The sequence below is a fragment of the Laceyella putida genome, assembly GCF_042665195.1.
Taxonomy (GTDB): Bacteria; Bacillota; Bacilli; order Thermoactinomycetales; family Thermoactinomycetaceae; genus Laceyella; species Laceyella putida.
In genome coordinates, this window is sequence record NZ_JBHTBW010000084.1 from 1 (window position 1) to 18,906 (window position 18,906).

Sequence of the window (18,906 nt, forward strand, 5' to 3'; positions counted from 1 at the left end):
CAGTGTAACAAAAAAAGTGCCCGAAGGCACTTTTACAAATCATGTTATGCTTTTGCATCAGTCTCCCAAAGGCTCCTTTTTTTATCGTTAAATCGCCAACATCCGATCCAAAGCCACTTTGGACCAATGCTTCGTTTCATCATCCACTTCAATCACGTGAATCGGGTGCCCGTCCAGGATGCTGTCCAATGCCCATAACAGATGAGGGCGGTCAATGCGGTTCATCGTCAAACACGGACACATCGTCGTGCTCAAGAGAACCACCTTCTTATCCGGATTCTCATTGGCCAGACGTTGCACTAAATTCACTTCGGTTCCCACGGCCCATTTGCTTCCCGCTGGCGCCGCTTCGATCGTTTTGATGATATACTCAGTCGATCCCGAGTAGTCAGCCAGCTGAACCACGTCAAAAGAACACTCAGGGTGCACAATCACTCTCATCTCCGGGTCACGCTCGCGAATCCGGTGAATTTGCTCCGCGGTGAACTTCTGGTGCACGGAGCAATGGCCTTTCCACAAAATCATCCGTACTTGGTCCAACTCTCCCGCAACCTCTTCAAACTGTGCCGCTTGTGGGCTCCATACCACCATTTGCTCAAGCGGAATCCCCATCGCGTAAGCCGTATTGCGTCCAAGGTGTTGGTCCGGCAGGAAGAGTATCCGCTTTTTCTGCGTAAACGCCCACTTCAATACTTTATGCGCATTGGACGAAGTACAGGTCGTTCCGCCGTGTTTCCCGACAAACGCTTTAATGGCTGCGGTGGAGTTCACATAAGTCAACGGGATGATCGTGTCGCCAAATTGTTCCTGCAAGATTTCCCACGCTTCTTCCAAATCTTCAATGTCCGCCATATCCGCCATGGAACATCCAGCACGCAAATCCGGCAGAATGACGACTTGGTCGTCTTGCGCCAACGTATCGGCTGTCTCAGCCATAAAATGCACACCACAGAAAATGATGTATTTGGCTTGCTTCAGCTCGGCTCCGATCCGCGCCAACTTCAGCGAATCTCCGCGATAGTCGGCAAACTTGATCACATCGTCGCGTTGATAATGGTGTCCCAAAATCACAAGATCCTGTCCCAATTGCTCTTTGGCCCGCTGAATTCGTTCGTCCAGCTCTTGGCTTGGCATATTGCGATAGACTTCAGGCAACTCGGAGTCCAAATAGGTGAGCATGTCAGTAGACATTATTTATCCCCCGTTTCATCTTCAAAATCTAAGCTGATATCCAATGAAGAGACAGAGTGTGTGAGCCAGCCCAGGGACACCGCATCCACTCCAGTCTCGGCAATCTGTCGGATCGTCTCAGGAGTGATGCCGCCGGACGCTTCCGTCCATACCCGTCCGTCGATCAGCTCCACCGCTTTCCTTAGTGTTTCCAGATCCATATTGTCCAACAAAATGGCATCCACATCCAATGCCAAAATCTGTTTCACCTGTGAGAGCGTGTCCGCTTCCACTTCAATCTGCACCATATGCCCGACCCGTTCGCGCACGCGTTTGACGGCTTCTTCCAGACTCCCGGCCATGGCAATGTGATTATCCTTGATCATGACGCCATGACTCAGGCCGAAACGATGATTGGTACCACCTCCGACGCGAACCGCGTATTTCTCCAACTGACGCAGGCCAGGTGTGGTCTTGCGCGTATCGAGCACACGGCAGGGGAGGCCTTCCAGCTTGTTTACCAAGCTTCTCGTTACCGTCGCGATGCCCGACATGCGTTGCATCAGGTTAAGGGCAACACGCTCCCCTGTCAAAATGGCGCGGGTGCTGCCCTCAATCCGCGCAATCACCGTCCCTTTGGCAACCGATGATCCTTCATCCACCAACGGCGTCCAAACACAGGCCGGATCCAGCTCTTTAAACACTTGTTCCGCCACTGGCAATCCGGCAACCACACCGGGCTGCTTGACAAGAAACACGCAGGAGCTCCGATGGCCCGCCGGTACCAAGGCATCCGTCGTCAAATCACCGGCACCGATATCTTCGTTCAAAACTTCACGAATAAATTGCTTTAAATAGATTGGGTTCATCTTCCATACTCCCTATATCACCAGATGTTTGTTTGACCACTCTAACCGAGTTTCCGGAAAATCCCGTCGGTAGTGACCGCCGCGGCTCTCCTCGCGCATCAACGCCGCTTTCATAATAATTTGTGCAGTCATTAACATATTTTTGGTTTCAAACATCCCATCTTCCACTTGCTCCGCCACATTCTCCAACAAAGAAAGACCTTTGCTCAAGCCCTCAGCCGTTCTTACAATTCCTGCATAATCCCACATGATCTGTCGGATCGATTGTTTTAACTTTTCTTGAGATTGCTTATCATTGCACAAAGCAGAGATGGAAAAATCAGGCATTTCTGCAAGCGATTGATCTGCAAGTGAAGATAGCTTTTTCGCCACCCGTTGAGCAAACACGGCCCCTTCCAACAGTGAGTTGCTTGCCAAGCGATTTGCTCCATGAACACCCGTGCAAGCCACTTCCCCACAAGCGAACAAGCGCGGCAGCGAAGTTTGTCCATGCAGGTCCGTTTGGATTCCACCCATGATAAAGTGGGCGGCAGGCGTCACCGGAATGAGATTGGTTTCTGGATCGATTCCGTGATTGCGTGCATGCCGGCAAATCTTCGGAAAACGCTTTTCAAAACGATCGCCCAACGCGCGCGCATCGAGGAAAACGCTCCGCCCCGCCTGCATTTCGGTATAAATGGCGCGGGATACGACATCACGCGGGGCCAAATCTTTCCAGGAATGATAGCGCTCCATAAAAGCTTCACCACGATCATTCACCAGATAGGCGCCTTCTCCCCGCACCGCTTCCGACACCAAAAACATCGGGTTTTGCTCAATCGCGAGCGCAGTCGGATGGAACTGCACAAACTCCATATCCATCAGTTTCACACCAGCGCGATATGCCATCGCAAAGCCGTCTCCGGTAGTCACCAGGTCATTGGTGGTATAACGATACACTTGCCCACAACCACCTGTAGCCAACACCACCCCTTTGCGCGCAAAGTAGGCAATGGGCTCGTGGTCATAGTCGAGCGCGATCACGCCGCGGCAAGCTCCCTCATGCACGATCAAATCTGCTACCATGGTATGTGTCATCAATTCAATCTGATCATGGGCCTGCACTTGTTTTAATAAGCTGGCCGTGATTCCCGCCCCAGTGGAATCCCCCCGGACATGCAAGATGCGTGAAACGCTATGGGAACCTTCACGTCCCAAAGCAAAATGCGTTCCCTCTTGGTCAAACGGGGTGCCCCATCCAGAAAGCAATTGAATTGTCTGTGGAGCCATCTCAACCATGACAGCGACCGATTGTGGATTACATAATTCAACTCCGGTGCGCAAGGTGTCCTGACGATGCAGTTCAGGTGAATCATCTTTACCAATCGCAGCGGCAATTCCTCCCTGTGCGCGGTAGGAATTGCTTTCTTGTTCACGCGACTTGGTTAAGACGATTACCCGACCTGACTCTCCAAGGGAAAGGGCTGTAGTCAAACCGGCTATTCCACTTCCCACCACAACATAATCGGTCACAAATCGGGTCATTTTTGACTAATCCTTTCACGAAATCTTAACATTTTTATTTTCTCAGGAAAATGAGGAATGTCAACCATTATTTTTACGCAACTTGATTGTGAACAGATTAGAAACTAAGGTCTTACGGCCAACGTTTTCCGCTATAATGGATGAAGAAAGAAAAGAAAGAGCGGAGGCACACCGAATGAAACCTATTTACCTCGACTATGGAGCAACAAGTCCCGTACGCCCTGAAGCGCTTGAAGCGATGCTCCCTTTCTTCAGGCAAGCCTATGGCAATCCCGGAAGCATTCATGATTTTGGCCAACAAAGCCGTGAAGCGATCGAGGCAGCTCGCAAACAAGTGGCTCAGGCCATTGGAGCGACCACGCCGCGCGAGATCGTCTTCACCAGCAGCGGAACCGAATCGAACAATCTCGCCCTGATCGGCGTTGCGCGCAAACGAAAAGCATTCGGTAACCATATTATCACATCTAGCGTAGAACATCCTTCTGTTTTAGAAGCCTGTCGTTTTTTGGAACAAGTAGGATTTCAGGTCACTTATTTGCCAGTAGACGCATATGGGATGGTCCAGGTCGAAGACGTGAGGCAGGCACTCACCGATCAAACCATTTTGGTCAGCATCATGGCCGCCAACAACGAAGTGGGAACGATCCAGCCGATCCGCGAAGTGGGACAGCTATTAAAGGATACTTCTATTTTGTTTCATACCGATGCCGTTCAATTCTTTGGCAAGGTTCCTTTTTCTGTCACTGAATTGGGCGCCGACCTGCTTTCCCTCGGCTCGCACAAAATTTATGGTCCGAAAGGGGCCGGCGCCCTCTATATCCGCAAAGGCGTGCGCATTGAACCCCTTTTTCACGGCGGCGGACAAGAGCGGGGGTTGCGCTCCAGCACATTAAACACCCCAGCCATTGTCGGATTTGGCGTGGCATGCCAAACCATCTCGCAAGAAGTCGCTGATGAACAAGCGCGGCTGACCGCATTGCGCGATGATTGTTGGCGGCGAATCCAGTCGGAAATCGGGGCGGTTGACCTGAATGGCCATCCCACCCTTCGACTGCCCAATAACTTGAATTTGAGTTTCCATGGTGTGGAAGGGCAGGCCATCCTGCTCGAACTGAACCGCAAACAAATTTATGTGTCCAGCGGCTCCGCATGCAGCGCGGGCAAGCATGCCGCATCACACGTGTTGATGGCCATGGGCAAAAGCCTGGATACCGCATTTCAAAGCTTGCGAATCACCTTTGGCAAAGACACGACCAAAGAGGTGATCGACACCTTTATTGCCGAGTTGAAAGAAGTCATGCAATATCTCCGTTCCTTATATCCTCAAGAATTTTAAGAAGCTGGAGGCTCGACTTCATTGCGAACGATTTTAAATTGGATCCTTCGACTAGGTGGCGGACTGATCATTGCCACACTGTTATGGGTTGCCTTTATCTATTATCAGCTTGAAAATTATGCTGAACCCGATCAAGTTTACCTGATGGGCACCCCTTTTGCTTATGGATTTGTCTTTCTGTTCTTGTGTGGCGTCGTCTTCTTTGTCATCGCTTTTTTCCAGATGCGCCAAGACCCGCGGAAGCTGCGCCGTACCTTTCTGGTGTTTGCCTGCGGATACCTGATCGCCAGCCCGCTCGTGATATTGGCCTTTGACAATTATTTATTGGTCAGTCCCAAAGGGATCGCTTACAACCCTTTGTTTAATCTGGACGATGCCAAAATCAAACGCTGGCGCGACATCGAACAGGTGGTGCTGGATTATGATTACGAACGGTTGCCGATCAATCAGGACCAACATTTGCGGTTGCGGTATATCATCTATTTCAAAGACAATACGAAAATCGATCTAAACAGTTACAATTCGCCTTTGTATAGGCAATCTGAATTTGAAGCGATCCATCGCACCATCCTGAATAACAAAATCCCTGTGAAAACGATGCGGCCCCTCCCTGATGACGTCACTCCGGACACCTTCATTTACAAAATGTATCAGACAAAATAAAGAGTATGCCAAACCCCCTCGCCTGAAGAAAAAGGCGAGGGGGTTTGGCATTAGCGGGCCAATTCATAAATGGCTTGGGCATAAATCGCGGTGGACCGGAACAGATCATCGAGCGAAATATGTTCATCCCGTTGATGCGCCGTCTCCTCGCTCCCCGGAAAGAGTGGTCCAAAGGCGACACCCGTGTCCAACACGCGGGCGAAAGTACCGCCGCCAATCGCCAAGACTTGGGCTTTCTTCCCTGTCTGTTCCTCATACACTTTGCTTAATGTTTGAATCAGCGGATGGCTGTGATCGACATGGTGCGCCGCTTTATGGTCCACCTCCGTAATGGTGAGACCATAAGGGAGCATTTTGGCCGCGATGGCATTCAAAATATCTTCACTGTCGCCTGACAGTGGATAGCGGACATTGATGCGGATAAACTGCTCCTGCCCCAGCACATATTCAAACACTCCCGCATTCACCGTCAATTTGCCCAACACTTCCTCTTCTTGCGCAATCCCCAGACGCTCACCATAGAAATCATCAATCAAAAGGTCATTCAGCAGATTGACAAACGTTTGCCCCGACGGATCAAGCGGAATCCGTCCCAACAAACGTCCCATTTCCAAAGCGGCATTTAATCCTTTGTGCGGTTCGGAGCCATGGTGGGATTGGCCTCGGATCACAATGGTTACCCCATCGTTGTTTTCTTCCGCATAACCTTGAATCCGATGGGTGAGCAGGAAATCTTGCACTTTCTCCTTCAATTCGAATACATCCCCCTCACCGATCAGCTTGACTTCCGCATAGTCCGGAACCATATTAACCCGTTGTCCCGACTTGAACTCTACCATGGTCCAGTGGTCTTCGCCGGCAGGTTGCTCCTCCGTTTTGCCGGAGAGCCGAATATCCAAAAGTCCTTTTTCAGAAGCGATGATGGGGAAATCGGCATCAGGCGAGAAGCCCATGGCCGGCATCTCTTCGCGTTCAAAATAAACTTTCATGTCGCGCCATAAAGACTCCTCGTCCGTACCGATGATCAACCGTACGCGCTTGGACAAAGGCAATCCCAATTCCTTGACGATTTTCAAAGCGTAATAAGCGGCCATGGTCGGTCCCTTATCATCTATCGCACCGCGTGCATAAAGCTTGCCGTCCCGCACTTCCGGGGCATACGGAGGGGATGTCCAGCCTTCGCCTGCCGGAACGACATCGACATGGGATACCAAACCGATCAGTTCCTCACCCTCTCCATACTCAATATGGCCCGCATATCCGTCCACATTTTTGGTGGTGAAGCCATCTTTTTCTCCCAACTGCAACATATACTCCAGAGCCTCGGCGATTTTCCGCCCGAACGGAGCTTGCGGTCCCGCGGTAGACTCGTCCAATACACTTTCAATCCGCAACAGCCCGCTTAACTCCGCCAACAAATCCTCTTTCCGCTTTTCCACTTCTTCCAACCAGCGAATCTCACTCATCGGATCTTCCTCCCGCTCATTCATTCCAACTTTATGGTTATGTAACGGTCTCTTCTTAAAAATCCAGAAGATGACAGGTTCATTTGGTTAACAAATATTGCTTTATTCATTATTAACTGCTACTACTATACCACGCGGTGAAATATACGACCAAATTTTTTTAAACAGCACAAACGCCATATCTTCACAGGCGATCCGAAACCATCCCTATCTCTGGGGGGGCCAGAAGACACGAGCGTTTTATGACCGGACTCATCCGAAATATTAAAAAAATGATTTGGCTACAAAAAAGGATTGCAAACCTCTTAAAAAGATGCTATATTAATTCCTGTCTTCTTCAAACAGAACGCAACATGCGGACGTGGCGGAATTGGCAGACGCGCAAGATTCAGGTTCTTGTGGCCGCTAGGCTGTGGGGGTTCAAGTCCCTTCGTCCGCACCAAGTTAATATGTGCCCTTAGCTCAGCTGGATAGAGCGTTTGACTACGGATCAAAAGGTCGGGAGTTCGAATCTTCCAGGGCACGCCAGAGAAAAACACCTAGTGGTTTTTATAACCACTGGGTGTTTTCTTTTTTATTCCTAGCGTGAGCTTTCAGGAATGGAACAATCGCATGAGGCCGCTTTTTAATGTTTATTGGAGTGAAACAATATTTCGTTTGAACTTGCATTTTGGGAAAACAAAAAAGCTTACGCTCTTTAAACAACGAAATGAACGTAAGCTTCGCTCTTCTTATCCTTCTAACACTTTAAAGATGGTGTAGAATACAAAACCCATCAGGGCTGTCACAGGCAAGGTGAGAACCCAAGCGTACACGATTTTCGCCGCAACACTCCAACGGACGCTGCGAAGCCGTTCCGCGGCGCCCACCCCCATGATCGATCCGGTAATGGTGTGGGTGGTACTGACTGGAATGCCGATTTTTGCCACGGTCGTCAGCAAAATGGCCGCACCGGTCTCGGCGGCAAAACCTTGTGGTGCTTCCAACCGGCTAAGCCGCGACCCGATCGTGTGGATAATTTTCCGTCCACCCATCGCCGTTCCCAAACCCATCACTAACCCTGCGGCAATTTTCGCCCAATCGGGCACCGTCAACTCACTGTGGGTACCATAAGCGACCAAGGCCATACCGATGATCCCCATCGCTTTTTGGGCGTCCGCCGCGCCGTGGCTAAACGCCATGAACGCCGAGGAGAAAATCTGCAACGGCTTAAACAGCCTTTTCACCTTTGAGCGTGGGGTATTGCTGAAGATGAAACGAATGAGTTTAATGAGACCAGCCCCAAATAAGGCGCCCAACACAGGTGATACCAATAGCGCAACCAGGATCATCAAGATGCCATGGGTTTGCAGAATCGCCGTGCCTTTGTAAGCGACAGCGGCACCAATCAAACTCCCGATCAGCGCATGCGATGAGCTCGTTGGCAATCCCAGCAAAACCGTGATGATATTCCATAAAATCACGGCCAACAGCGCTGAAAGAAGCACAACGAGCGTAACGTGATTGGGATCGACAATATCTTTCCCAATCGCTTTCGCCACTTCCGTCGAGAAAAAAGCCCCAGCGATATTGAGCCCGGCCGCCATCAAGATCGCTGTCCATGGGGAAAGTGTCCGTGTCCCTACAACCGTGGCAATGGCATTGGCGGTGTCATGCCATCCATTGGTGAAATCGAACACCAGGGCCAGCACGACGACAGCGACTAAGAGCCAAAATGGATCAAGCATACTTCATAACCACACTTTCCATGATGTCCATCACATCTTCAAAAGCATCCGTTACATCTTCCAGTCGCTCATAGATCTCTTTCATTTTGATGAGATGAACCACATCCACCGGCTCCGCGAACAGTTCCATAATGCCTTCGCGCATCAACTTGTCGCCTTCGTTTTCAAGCAAGTTGATCTCAATCGAAATCTTGCGTATCAAGTCATAATCGCGTTTTTCCAAAGCAATAAAAGCGTCATGCAAATGACGGGCACATTTCTCCAGGATTTCTCCGAATTGGATGAGGTAGGAATTGGTTTTGTCCACTTGCATATAGACGAAACGAGCCGCACAAGCTTCCACTCCATCCAATACATCATCCAGGGTATAAGTCAACTTAAGGATGTCTTCATGATCCAGAGGCGTAACAAAGGTGTGATTCAATTCTTTGATCAATTGATGGGTATATTCATCCCCTTTGTTTTCCAGCTCTTTGAGGCGCTCCGCATAGGACTCCTTTTGCTCCAGCGTCTCCACGTTTTCGCGGAATAGCTGGACTGCATCCGCAATGTTTGATGTTGCATCCACCATTAACTTAAAAAAGAGGCGGTCTTTAGAGCGGTTAAATAGCACGTTCATATCCTCCTAGTTAACCATTTTTTAACCAAAAATAATCATAGACTTTACAAATGAGATTGAACAGGGCTTGAACTAACTTTTAACCAACTATTAATTTCGCCTTAACAAAAAATTAATATGCCAAATCAAACCAGTCCGTTGCTTATCGCGGCCAACGCGGCAACCACAATCAAACCAACAACGATCCAATCCCATTTGCCAAGTGCCGCTCGCCCCTGTCTCCGCTGTACCCAGAGATACATCACCAGGCCTACTCCATAAACAACGGAGACCAGCAATAGGTAGGAAAGGCCTGCCGCATATAATGTCCACAACGAATATCCCGTGGCAAACAAACTGATCCACAGATCGCGCGTTTTTCGCCCGTCATTAAGATAGGTTTCCCTTGTAAGGACCAATTTTAGTTGGTACAGAGCAGATAATAAATATGGAATTAATATGGCAACACTGGCCATCGAGTATACTTTTTGATAAGTGGAAGCCGAAACATACACAATGCCGACAAAAGCCAAGGTGATGATGGTTGACCACCACAACGAGGCGATGGGAGTGCCATTTTGGTTCACCTGCGCGAAGCGGGTTGGAAATACGCCGTCTTTTGCCGCTACATAGGGAATCTCCACCGTCACCAAATACCAACTGAGCATGCCCCCCGTGATGGACACCATTAATCCGATCACGATCAACACGGCTCCCCATGGGCCCACAACCGCTTTGAGCACATAAGCCATCGACGGTTCAGGCAAAGCGGCTAACTCCGCTTGCGATAAAATGCCTGTTGACAAAACGGAAATCAGCAAATAGATGGCCAATGTGCCGATCAAGCCCACAATGGTGGCCACCCCAACATCTTTCACCCGTTTCGCCCGTCCGGACAGGACAATGGCGCCTTCAATCCCGACGAAGGCCCACAACGTGACCAACATTGTGTCTTTCACCTGTTGTCCGACCGCTTTCCAAGAAAAACTTCCTTCTCCCCATAGATCGGCTGTAAACACATCACGTTCGAACGCAAACAACACGATGAGCAAAAAGAGCACAATCGGGATCAGTTTGGCCACCGTCGTCAAAACATTGATGATGGCGGCTTCTCTAATCCCGCGTGCCACTAACCAATGGAACAGAAGCACAAAAAGAATCCCACCCACGAGAGACGGCAGGTTATCCCCTTCTCCAAAAACGGGGAAGAAGTAGCTGAGTGTCTGGAAGAACAAGGTGACGAACGCGACAATGCCCAAAATCGACGCAATCCAATATCCCCAAGCGCTGTTGAAGCCAATGAACGGGCCAAAGCCAGCTCTGGCATAGCTGTAGATGCCCCCGCTCAGTTCCGGTTTGCGGAGCGATAAGTTTTGAAAGACCAAGGCCAAAGCCAACATGCCAATCCCTGTAATCACCCAAGCCAGGATCACAGGTCCGCTTCCCGCTACGGCCGCCATATCACTCGGCAAATTAAAGGCCGCTCCACCCACAATCGTTCCCACGACTGCGGCCATTAAAGAGAGCAGACCCAATTGTTTTTGTTGCATGATCTCCACCCCTAAATCTATGTCTTTTTCATCGAATTTGATTATTCCATTGTATGATAATACACTAATTCATTAGCATGGTAAAGGATTAGAGAAATAAAAAGAGGTTAGAACATGTTTCCATGCCCCAACCTCGTGATTATGCGTGCACATTGGCGGCCAAATAGGTGCCTTCAATCTGCAAATACAGCAAATTCAAATCGCAGATTCGTTTCGACAACTCATTCAATTCATCATTTAACCGCAAAAATTCACTTTCATCTTCTGTATTCGCCAGCGCTTCGTACCGCCGCAAATATTCCCGCTCAATCTCTTTGATCCGTTCCGGGATATAAGAGCAGCATTCTTGGCACCTTAACTCAAATTCATCTTGCTTCTCTTGCGACAACTCTTCATATTCCACATAGAGCACGGGTCGCGCTATTCCCAATCGCTCATCATGCACAAACGCAAATGGAACCTGTGCCATAACATTCATCCTTATTCGCTCTGCTTATTCGCCAAGTCCGTTTGCACCTCGACCTCTTCGGCTTTCTTCTTCAAAAGGTCATCTTTTAGCAACTGAACGGCTTTATTCTGAAACTCTTCTTTTTTGCCGCCGTCTTTTTCCCACTCATTGAGCAGGCGGTGCGTTTCTTCCTGGAAAGCCACATCCAGTTTGGAATCCACTTCACCGTAACGGCTCTCTGTATACGTTTCGAGTTGCTGCCGACGCCCGCTGATCCACGAATCGATTTCCGTCCACGTCTTCTTGTCGATCTTGCCTTCTTTCTTGATGTACAGATTCGCTTCATCCAAACGCTGGTATTCCAATTGAACCTTTTCCATCATCTGCTTGTGGTGCTTCGTCAACCCTTTTTCGTCTTGATGGTGCGCATTGATCACCGTATGGAGCGCCCGCATTTGCCATGGTTCATTCAACCGGTTGACCGCTTGCACCCGCTCTTTGACGGCTTCCTTCAGTTCTTTTTCATCGGTCACCGTTTGGTAGTCGCCACCCGTAACCGTAGAGACTTCCCGCAATTGACGCTCCGTATCCGGCTCCACATCCAAGCCGATCACATGAATATTGGCCAGATAATCCTGATGCAAACGCTTGGCCACTTGAACCGGATCGCCGCCGCAATTTTCAAACCCATCGCTGATGATCAGCATGTGATTCTCCACTGTGGCGGGCGCCCCTTTTTGCAAATCACGTGAACTGTTGTGCATAACCAAAGCCAGTGGGTTGTAACCAGCCGGATGGACCCGGCTCAGGGCCTCCTTCAGCTTTCCGTTATCCACTTTGTCCGCGGCGTAGATTTTCGCTTCGCTCTGGCAGGACAGTTCCTTATCCTTTTGCGCGCTCGTTCCTTGATGGCCATATACCTTCACTTGCAACATGGAACGATCTTGCGGCAAGGCGGAAGCCAATTGCTCAATTCCTTGTTTCGCACTGTCCATCTTGCTTTTGCTTTGTTCAGGCAGACGGCTTTCCATACTGCCGCTTGAATCGAGCAACACGGACATGTTCACTTTCTTCGGGGGCTCCGGCTTCGGCGTTGGGATTGGTTGTTCCTTCGGGGCTGAAGCCGGCGTTGGTTTTGGATACTTCTGACGCGCTTGCACCCAAACATCCACTTTCTTCTTGTAATCCACTTCCCCCAAGGATTTAAAGCGATCCACATCACTCCGGTAATTTTCCCCCACCAAACCTAGCAAGTACGCATACGCTTTGTCATCGGTCAAGCCTTTGGGCATCTGGTCCAAAGCCAGAAACACCTTATCCCGATTATATTTCTCCCCCGCGTACTCTCCTTTTCCGTCATCCGTTAAGATATCGTTTAACTCCGTATATGGAGCCGGGCTCTTGGGCAAATCCGATTTTTCCTCGTGTCTCGGTGTTTCTTCTGCTTCTTGCTCTTCGCTCTCTTGGACCGCGAGTTGTTCTACCTTTTCCACTTGGTTTCCAGTCGTATGTTGAATCTTTTCGATTACGGTCGCACAGCCGCTTAAGAAGAGAAGACTGCAAATGAGGAGAGACGAGGACAAAAAAGCCGATTTTGTGATTCGCATAAGCCCCTCCTTACAGAAAATGGTTGCATTATACTTACTTTTATGCTAATACACCTGTATTTAGCTTACTGGAACCACTTTTATTTGACAACCACTGAGAGCGATACCGATTCGACAAACTTAGTACGATTTTTCAAACGACAAGCAAATCCGCACAAGTCCATTATCAGCTTATCCAATCCCCCCCGGCCCCAAACAACCTCCGCTCCCTCCTAACCGATCAGCGGCTTTTCTTCGGGATAACGATAAGGCGCTTGCTTTTCACTGCGGGCAATCGCAAACGCGATCGTGAGCGGCCCAAGCCGCCCCGCAAACATGGTGATAATGATCATGATCTTGCCGGGCAAAGTGAGTTCCGGCGTCAACCCCATGGTCAAACCGACCGTCCCGAAGGCGGAAACCGTCTCAAACACCGCCGTCAACAAATCGGTTCGCTCTGTGATCGTCAACAGCATCGTCACCGTGATCACCAGTGTGATCGCGGCCACCGTCACCGTGAGCGCTTTATACACGAGGCCGTAGGGGATGCGTCGCTTATACGTGATGACATCATCCCGTCCCCGTATCATGGACCAAACCGCCAACAAAATCGTGGTCAACGTAGTCGTCTTAATCCCCCCGCCAGTCGAACTGGGCGATGCTCCCACAAACATCAGCAACACGGTAATGAACAAAGTGGCCGTATACATATCACCTACGTTTAGCGTATTGAAACCCGCCGTCCTTGGTGTGACCGAGTGAAAATAAGAGGCAAGAACTTTCCCCTGAAGCGATAAGCCGCCCAACGTTTTGGGATTGGCCCATTCAATCACCATGATCAACAACATGCCAACCAAGATCAACATCCCGGTCACGGTGAGCACGAGCTTGGTATGTAAACTCAGCCGTTTCGTTTTGCGGTACTGAACAACTTCCAAGATGACGATAAAACCGATCCCCCCCAAGATAAACAGGCTGGAGATCACAAGATTGACCAGGGGATCTTCCACATAATGCACGAGACTGCTAAACGGGGAGCGAAACCCGAACAAGTCAAAGCCTGCATTATTAAAAGCAGAGATGGAATGAAACAAGCCGTAGTAAATTCCTTTCGTCAGACCCAATTCCGGGATGAAACGCAGGCTTAACAGGACGCAACCGATTCCTTCAATTATGAAAGTAAGCAACAACACTTTTAAGACAAGGCTAACCACGCCTTGCATACTAAACTGGTTAAATGCCTCACGCAAAATTAAACGTTCGCGAAATCCAATCTTTTTTCCCAACAGAAAAGCAAAAAACGTGCCAAACGTCATAAAGCCCAAGCCACCCACTTGGATCAGCAGCATGATCACCACTTCACCAAAGGTGTTATACGTCGTCGCCGTGTCCACCACGACCAACCCTGTGACACATACGGCCGACGTAGCCGTGAACAACCCGTCAATAAAGGGAAGCCCTTCGCCAGATTCCGTCGCAAACGGCATAGACAATAAGGCTCCTCCGATCAAGATCGTCACGGCAAATCCAATCACCAATACTTGAGCAGGAGTTAATTTCCTTAATAACCAACCTTGTTGAGACTGTTTCATCTTCTTCACCGATCCACCATTCAATTAATTTCCCTTAGGATTTGTTGAAAACATTTGGTTTCGATTATAATGAAGTCATGCCAACCATACAAGGTATGAAACCGAATATTGGAAGTGATGCAAATGGGCAATAAACATATACGTGTCGTAGTTGGAATGTCGGGCGGCGTGGATTCTTCCGTTACCGCCTGGTTACTGAAAGAGCAAGGCTATGACGTCATCGGGCTATTCATGAAGAATTGGGATGACACCGATGAATTTGGCCATTGCACCGCCACTGAAGATTTTGAGGATGTGCGTCGCGTCTGTGCGCAAATCGGTATTCCTTATTACTCTGTCAACTTTGAGAAAGAATATGAGCAAAAGGTCTTTCAATATTTCCTTGACGAATACCGAAAAGGAAGAACCCCCAACCCCGACATCCTATGCAATCGGGAGATCAAGTTTGGTGAATTCCTGCAGAAGGCGAAGCAACTTGGAGCCGATTTTATCGCTACAGGCCATTACGCGCAAATCATCGAGAAAGATGGCCACAAATACCTTGCGCGCGGAGCCGATCCAAACAAAGACCAAACCTACTTCCTCTATGCCGTCAACAAGCCGCAATTGATGCAAGCGATGTTCCCGATTGGGCATATGCAGAAGAATGAAGTGCGGGAAATCGCGAAAGAAGTGGGGTTGGCCACAGCCAAAAAGAAAGACAGCACCGGAATTTGTTTCATTGGAGAGCGTAATTTCCGCGAATTCCTAAGCCACTATCTCCCTGCCCAACCGGGGGAAATCCGCACACTGGACGGGGAAGTGAAAGGAACACACGATGGCTTGATGTACTACACCTTGGGCCAGCGCCAAGGTTTGGGGATTGGGGGAAGCGGTACGGGGGAACCATGGTTTGTCGTTAAAAAAGATCTGGAAAACAACATTCTTTATGTGGCACAAGGGCATGATCATGAAGCTCTCTATTCTGAAGGGCTCTTGGCTACGGAAATCAATTGGTTGGGTGAAGGGGCCATTCCAGCTGAGCCGTTCGAATGCACCGCCAAATTTCGCTATCGCCAAAAAGATCAACCCGTCCGCGTCATTCCGCAACCGGACCGGACTTTCCGGGTTGTGTACAAAGAACCGCAACGCGCGGTGACGCCAGGGCAATCCGTAGTTTTCTATGATGGAGAAGTGTGTTTGGGCGGAGGCATTATCGACTATACATTTTAATGGCCAAAATATGTGAATAGCGGTTTTCCTAACCAGTTGTTTATCTGGTGTTATTAGGAAAACCGCCTATTTTTAACATTTTTTTCCAAAATCATCTTTATGATAGGGCCTCTATTATCATATTGAATTCAGCTTGAAAATTGTTTTGATTGAATATTTCCAACTTATGCATATGATAAAAATGGGACTTTAGTCTACTATTCAAAAATTGGAAAATAGAGTAGCATTAAAACGAGTTGCATAGATTAAAGGGGGATTGTAGTCTTGAAAGATAAAACTCGTTTACCTACCCCTGAGTTTGACACTGATGAACTATCTCCTGAAGAATATAGCTACCAAATCAAACGCAAAACCATTGCATTGATCGGTGCGGGCATCGCTTGTTCGGTCTTTTCATATGCTCTCTTGCCACAAGTGGGTTCGGTTTCGCCTGAAGGTAGAACACCTATAACGGCTCAACAGTCCAACGGTCCCCATACGGAGAAACCTAAAGAGTTTTCACATACGCCTAATCCAACGGAATCTGCTAACGAAGCTGGTGTATCTTCAGATAAAGGACCCCAACCAGCTGAATCCGCATCTCATTCTCCGGACCCGGCTGATCCAGATTCAAGTTCCACCCCTGGTCAAAAACATGCCAGTCAAGGTTCGGACGCTCCGGCCAAGAGCAGAGACCGCAACCCACTTGACATTCATCAAGCCCCATCAGATGCCGTAGCCAAAGCAACACCCGCATTCGAAAAAAATCCTTCATCAAGTTCGGACATACATAGAGAATCGTCTACAAAGACACCGGATGAACAAACAGACAAATCGACACAAAAAACACCGAAAGACTCTTCCCCCTGCACCCCATCAAAAAACAAATTAGCAGAACTGTTGCGAGATTTAATAAATTGACCCATAATAAAAACAGCTGACAGAAATAGCGTCAGCTGTTTTTTCTGTGGCGTGCCCTGGAAGATTCGAACTCCCGACCTTCTGATCCGTAGTCAGACGCTCTATCCAGCTGAGCTAAGGGCACAAGAAAAGAAAGAATAAAAATGAAAAATTATATCGACAAGAAAGGTGGCAAAAAGGATACCAGTTTATCCAGTATCCTTTTATCTTGGCGTGCCCTGGAAGATTCGAACTCCCGACCTTTTGATCCGTAGTCAAACGCTCTATCCAGCTGAGCTAAGGGCACATATCAACTTGGTGCGGACGAAGGGACTTGAACCCCCACAGCCTAACGGCCACAAGAACCTGAATCTTGCGCGTCTGCCAATTCCGCCACGTCCGCATAGATCATATGGAGGCGGCACCCGGATTCGAACCGGGGGTAAAGGTTTTGCAGACCTCTGCCTTACCACTTGGCTATGCCGCCACGCTTAAAATGGCAGGGGCGGTAGGAATCGAACCCACACTGGAGGTTTTGGAGACCTCTGTTCTGCCATTAAACTACGCCCCTATATGGTGCTGGTGAGAGGACTTGAACCCCCAACCTACTGATTACAAGTCAGTTGCTCTACCAATTGAGCTACACCAGCTCATGGTGGCTCGGGACGGAATCGAACCGCCGACACGAGGATTTTCAGTCCTCTGCTCTACCGACTGAGCTACCGAGCCTCGGTATTAACACGCAATTACAATATTGTCAATGAGTGGCGGAGAGAGAGGGATTCGAACCCTCGAGGCGAGTTTTGCCCGCCTACACGATTTCCAATCGTGCTCCTTCGGCCAACTCGGACATCTCTCCGTGTTTTCATGTTGAAGTGTGATTCATTCTATCCACTTCATCGCTATCCATTGTTTCCGTCAGCTCAGCGCTGACAAAATATATAATACACTGCTTTATTCATGTTGTCAACGAGAATTTTAATTTACTTTTATTCTGAATTCAATGCCTCAGTGCATCACCTTTTGATTCGCCCTCTCCTTATTGCACATACAGCGAAAATCCGATATTGTCTAACGGAAACATTTATATATTAAAATCATATAGGATGATCCGCTCATTTTGTCAAAGAATTTGGGTTCGCCCTGTTTGGGACGATCTCCGTCATAGGTTCAATGCTGGAATGCCGTCATCAGCACCGCCTTCAGTAAAGCGTGCAGGAAACTAAATCCCATAGCCAATCCACTTAAAACTATCCCTACAACAGCCAAGTTTCCTTTTTCCGACTTTCTGCCACGCAGCCCCATAATAAGTCCAATTAGCCCACAGATAATCCCCGCCAGGGCAAAGACGAAAGATGAGAACACTCCAACAATCCCTAATACTAATGCTACCTGAGCTTCTTTATTCCGTTCTGGAAATCTTTTCAAATCAGATTGAATTTGCGTCGGTTCCATCAAATCCCTCCAACAGCCTCTTTCTCCTAATTTATTCATCAGGCGAATTTTGTTTCCTTTTTTTGTATCAATTTGTCCGCTCTTCTCCCTATTATTTCATCATTGACCTTTTTATCTCAACTTATTCCCTCAAGCCATGCTATTGATCTGGCACTTCCACGGCTGAACGCATGATTGGGTAATTCCAAACATCGACCAAACTTAACCGCTAGGTCTGCGGCAAAGAGTATCATCCCTGCGGGATGTTGATGGCTACATTGATTCCATCACGGTGAATTCCCGATTTTATCGGGGTGCCAAGCATCTTGATCCGCGCCTTGTTCCCAATGCTCCCCCTATCTATAACCATCAATCCCCCATCCATGCCTACCGCAGGATCTTTTTCGCTGAAACATAGGGGCATTTCTTTCACATAGGCTGGAGACAAAATCCTTCTCCGTGCGGGTGAGTCGAATGGTAGCGCCCATGATTTTCCCTTCCGCTTTCCTGCCTTGGCAAACTTCATCCAGCCGTACTTAGGGAATTTGATTTTGTTTTTCAACTCTTTGGATAGTCGATTCGTCCTTCTTTAAATGATTGCTTGGACTTGTATTTGGCTGAACCCGATTCGTCCGCTTTTAAAACGAGGGGGATCTTTTTGTTTCTTAAAAAAGACGAAACGCATCAATCGGCTATTTCCAACATGTTCTGAAACGAAGTAAAATCCTCTTTTTCTTAGGATTGCGAACGGGAAGCCCCTTTCTCTCCCTTGGATATGCACAAAAACAACCCCACTTCAAGAGAAGTGGGGTTATTGGTGCCTGGCAACGACCTACTCTCCCAGGGCTTAGG

Annotated in this window: 15 protein-coding genes and 10 tRNA genes; 6 read left to right on the forward strand and 19 right to left on the reverse strand. The window is 48.7% G+C overall.

Features of this window, described 5'->3' with window-relative positions; genetic code table 11:
* Positions 1–87: 87 nt before the first annotated feature.
* The 3 genes from nadA to nadB are packed head-to-tail and all read right to left on the reverse strand — an operon-like array spanning position 88 to position 3,563.
* Complete coding sequence (gene nadA / locus ACFQNG_RS19715; RefSeq protein ID WP_379867627.1) at positions 88–1,191, reverse strand: quinolinate synthase NadA; 1,104 nt, start codon at positions 1,189–1,191, stop codon at positions 88–90.
* On the reverse strand, positions 1,191–2,039 hold the full coding sequence (gene nadC / locus ACFQNG_RS19720) for a carboxylating nicotinate-nucleotide diphosphorylase (protein WP_379867628.1): 849 nt from the start codon (positions 2,037–2,039) through the stop codon (positions 1,191–1,193). The genes nadA and nadC overlap by 1 nt, the downstream gene beginning before the upstream one ends.
* Positions 2,040–2,051: 12 nt before the next feature.
* A complete protein-coding gene (gene nadB, locus ACFQNG_RS19725) occupies positions 2,052–3,563 on the reverse strand; it encodes an L-aspartate oxidase (RefSeq protein WP_379867629.1) in 1,512 nt (503 codons plus the stop codon).
* Positions 3,564–3,738: 175 nt separating this feature from the next.
* Here nadB and ACFQNG_RS19730 point away from each other — a divergent pair, with 175 nt between their 5' ends.
* The gene (locus ACFQNG_RS19730; protein ID WP_379867630.1) at positions 3,739–4,899 is read left to right on the forward strand and encodes a cysteine desulfurase family protein; all 1,161 of its coding nucleotides are present in this window, start codon (positions 3,739–3,741) and stop codon (positions 4,897–4,899) included.
* A gap of 21 nt (positions 4,900–4,920) precedes the next feature.
* On the forward strand, positions 4,921–5,562 hold the full coding sequence (locus ACFQNG_RS19735) for an Asp23/Gls24 family envelope stress response protein (RefSeq protein WP_379867631.1): 642 nt from the start codon (positions 4,921–4,923) through the stop codon (positions 5,560–5,562).
* Positions 5,563–5,612: 50 nt separating this feature from the next.
* On the opposite strand, the gene pepV is transcribed toward ACFQNG_RS19735, so the two are convergent.
* Positions 5,613–7,028 carry a dipeptidase PepV gene (gene pepV, locus ACFQNG_RS19740; protein ID WP_379867632.1) on the reverse strand — a complete coding sequence of 472 codons (1,416 nt, stop codon included), beginning with the start codon at positions 7,026–7,028 and terminating at the stop codon, positions 5,613–5,615.
* A 355-nt stretch (positions 7,029–7,383) separates the two neighbouring features.
* On the opposite strand from pepV, the gene ACFQNG_RS19745 reads away from it, so the two are divergent.
* Together ACFQNG_RS19745 and ACFQNG_RS19750 are read left to right on the forward strand one after the other, a co-directional pair.
* Positions 7,384–7,470, forward strand: a tRNA-Leu gene (locus ACFQNG_RS19745).
* Positions 7,471–7,479: 9 nt separating this feature from the next.
* Positions 7,480–7,556: transfer RNA gene (locus ACFQNG_RS19750), tRNA-Arg, on the forward strand.
* A 203-nt stretch (positions 7,557–7,759) separates the two neighbouring features.
* Here ACFQNG_RS19750 and ACFQNG_RS19755 read toward each other — a convergent pair.
* The 6 genes from ACFQNG_RS19755 to ACFQNG_RS19780 form a co-directional block, all read right to left on the reverse strand.
* Positions 7,760–8,755 carry an inorganic phosphate transporter gene (locus tag ACFQNG_RS19755; protein WP_379867633.1) on the reverse strand — a complete coding sequence of 332 codons (996 nt, stop codon included), beginning with the start codon at positions 8,753–8,755 and terminating at the stop codon, positions 7,760–7,762.
* Positions 8,748–9,368 (reverse strand): DUF47 domain-containing protein, encoded by a 621-nt coding sequence (locus ACFQNG_RS19760; RefSeq protein ID WP_379867634.1) that lies wholly within the window; start codon positions 9,366–9,368, stop codon positions 8,748–8,750. The genes ACFQNG_RS19755 and ACFQNG_RS19760 overlap by 8 nt, the downstream gene beginning before the upstream one ends.
* Before the next feature lie 131 nt (positions 9,369–9,499).
* Positions 9,500–10,903: a basic amino acid/polyamine antiporter gene (locus tag ACFQNG_RS19765; RefSeq protein WP_379867635.1), complete on the reverse strand. Its 1,404-nt coding sequence runs from the start codon at positions 10,901–10,903 to the stop codon at positions 9,500–9,502.
* Between the two features lie 139 nt (positions 10,904–11,042).
* Complete coding sequence (locus ACFQNG_RS19770; RefSeq protein WP_379867636.1) at positions 11,043–11,372, reverse strand: hypothetical protein; 330 nt, start codon at positions 11,370–11,372, stop codon at positions 11,043–11,045.
* Between the two features lie 11 nt (positions 11,373–11,383).
* Complete coding sequence (locus ACFQNG_RS19775) at positions 11,384–12,958, reverse strand: vWA domain-containing protein (protein ID WP_379867637.1); 1,575 nt, start codon at positions 12,956–12,958, stop codon at positions 11,384–11,386.
* Positions 12,959–13,170: 212 nt separating this feature from the next.
* Complete coding sequence (locus ACFQNG_RS19780; RefSeq protein ID WP_379867638.1) at positions 13,171–14,529, reverse strand: TrkH family potassium uptake protein; 1,359 nt, start codon at positions 14,527–14,529, stop codon at positions 13,171–13,173.
* 123 nt (positions 14,530–14,652) lie between these two features.
* On the opposite strand from ACFQNG_RS19780, the gene mnmA reads away from it, so the two are divergent.
* Together mnmA and ACFQNG_RS19790 are read left to right on the forward strand one after the other, a co-directional pair.
* Positions 14,653–15,741: a tRNA 2-thiouridine(34) synthase MnmA gene (gene mnmA, locus ACFQNG_RS19785; protein ID WP_379867639.1), complete on the forward strand. Its 1,089-nt coding sequence runs from the start codon at positions 14,653–14,655 to the stop codon at positions 15,739–15,741.
* Between the two features lie 264 nt (positions 15,742–16,005).
* Positions 16,006–16,641 (forward strand): hypothetical protein, encoded by a 636-nt coding sequence (locus tag ACFQNG_RS19790; RefSeq protein ID WP_379867640.1) that lies wholly within the window; start codon positions 16,006–16,008, stop codon positions 16,639–16,641.
* 47 nt (positions 16,642–16,688) lie between these two features.
* Here the strand turns inward: ACFQNG_RS19790 and ACFQNG_RS19795 are convergent.
* From ACFQNG_RS19795 to ACFQNG_RS19835, 9 genes are all read right to left on the reverse strand, one after another.
* Positions 16,689–16,765: transfer RNA gene (locus tag ACFQNG_RS19795), tRNA-Arg, on the reverse strand.
* Positions 16,766–16,850: 85 nt separating this feature from the next.
* Positions 16,851–16,927, reverse strand: a tRNA-Arg gene (locus ACFQNG_RS19800).
* 9 nt (positions 16,928–16,936) lie between these two features.
* Positions 16,937–17,023, reverse strand: a tRNA-Leu gene (locus tag ACFQNG_RS19805).
* Positions 17,024–17,033: 10 nt separating this feature from the next.
* A tRNA-Cys gene (locus tag ACFQNG_RS19810) sits at positions 17,034–17,107 on the reverse strand.
* A 10-nt stretch (positions 17,108–17,117) separates the two neighbouring features.
* Positions 17,118–17,191 (reverse strand) — tRNA-Trp (locus tag ACFQNG_RS19815).
* A gap of 3 nt (positions 17,192–17,194) precedes the next feature.
* Positions 17,195–17,270: transfer RNA gene (locus ACFQNG_RS19820), tRNA-Thr, on the reverse strand.
* Between the two features lie 3 nt (positions 17,271–17,273).
* Positions 17,274–17,349, reverse strand: a tRNA-Phe gene (locus tag ACFQNG_RS19825).
* A gap of 36 nt (positions 17,350–17,385) precedes the next feature.
* Positions 17,386–17,479 (reverse strand) — tRNA-Ser (locus tag ACFQNG_RS19830).
* Between the two features lie 311 nt (positions 17,480–17,790).
* Positions 17,791–18,075: a hypothetical protein gene (locus ACFQNG_RS19835; protein WP_379867641.1), complete on the reverse strand. Its 285-nt coding sequence runs from the start codon at positions 18,073–18,075 to the stop codon at positions 17,791–17,793.
* Positions 18,076–18,906 lie beyond the last annotated feature (831 nt).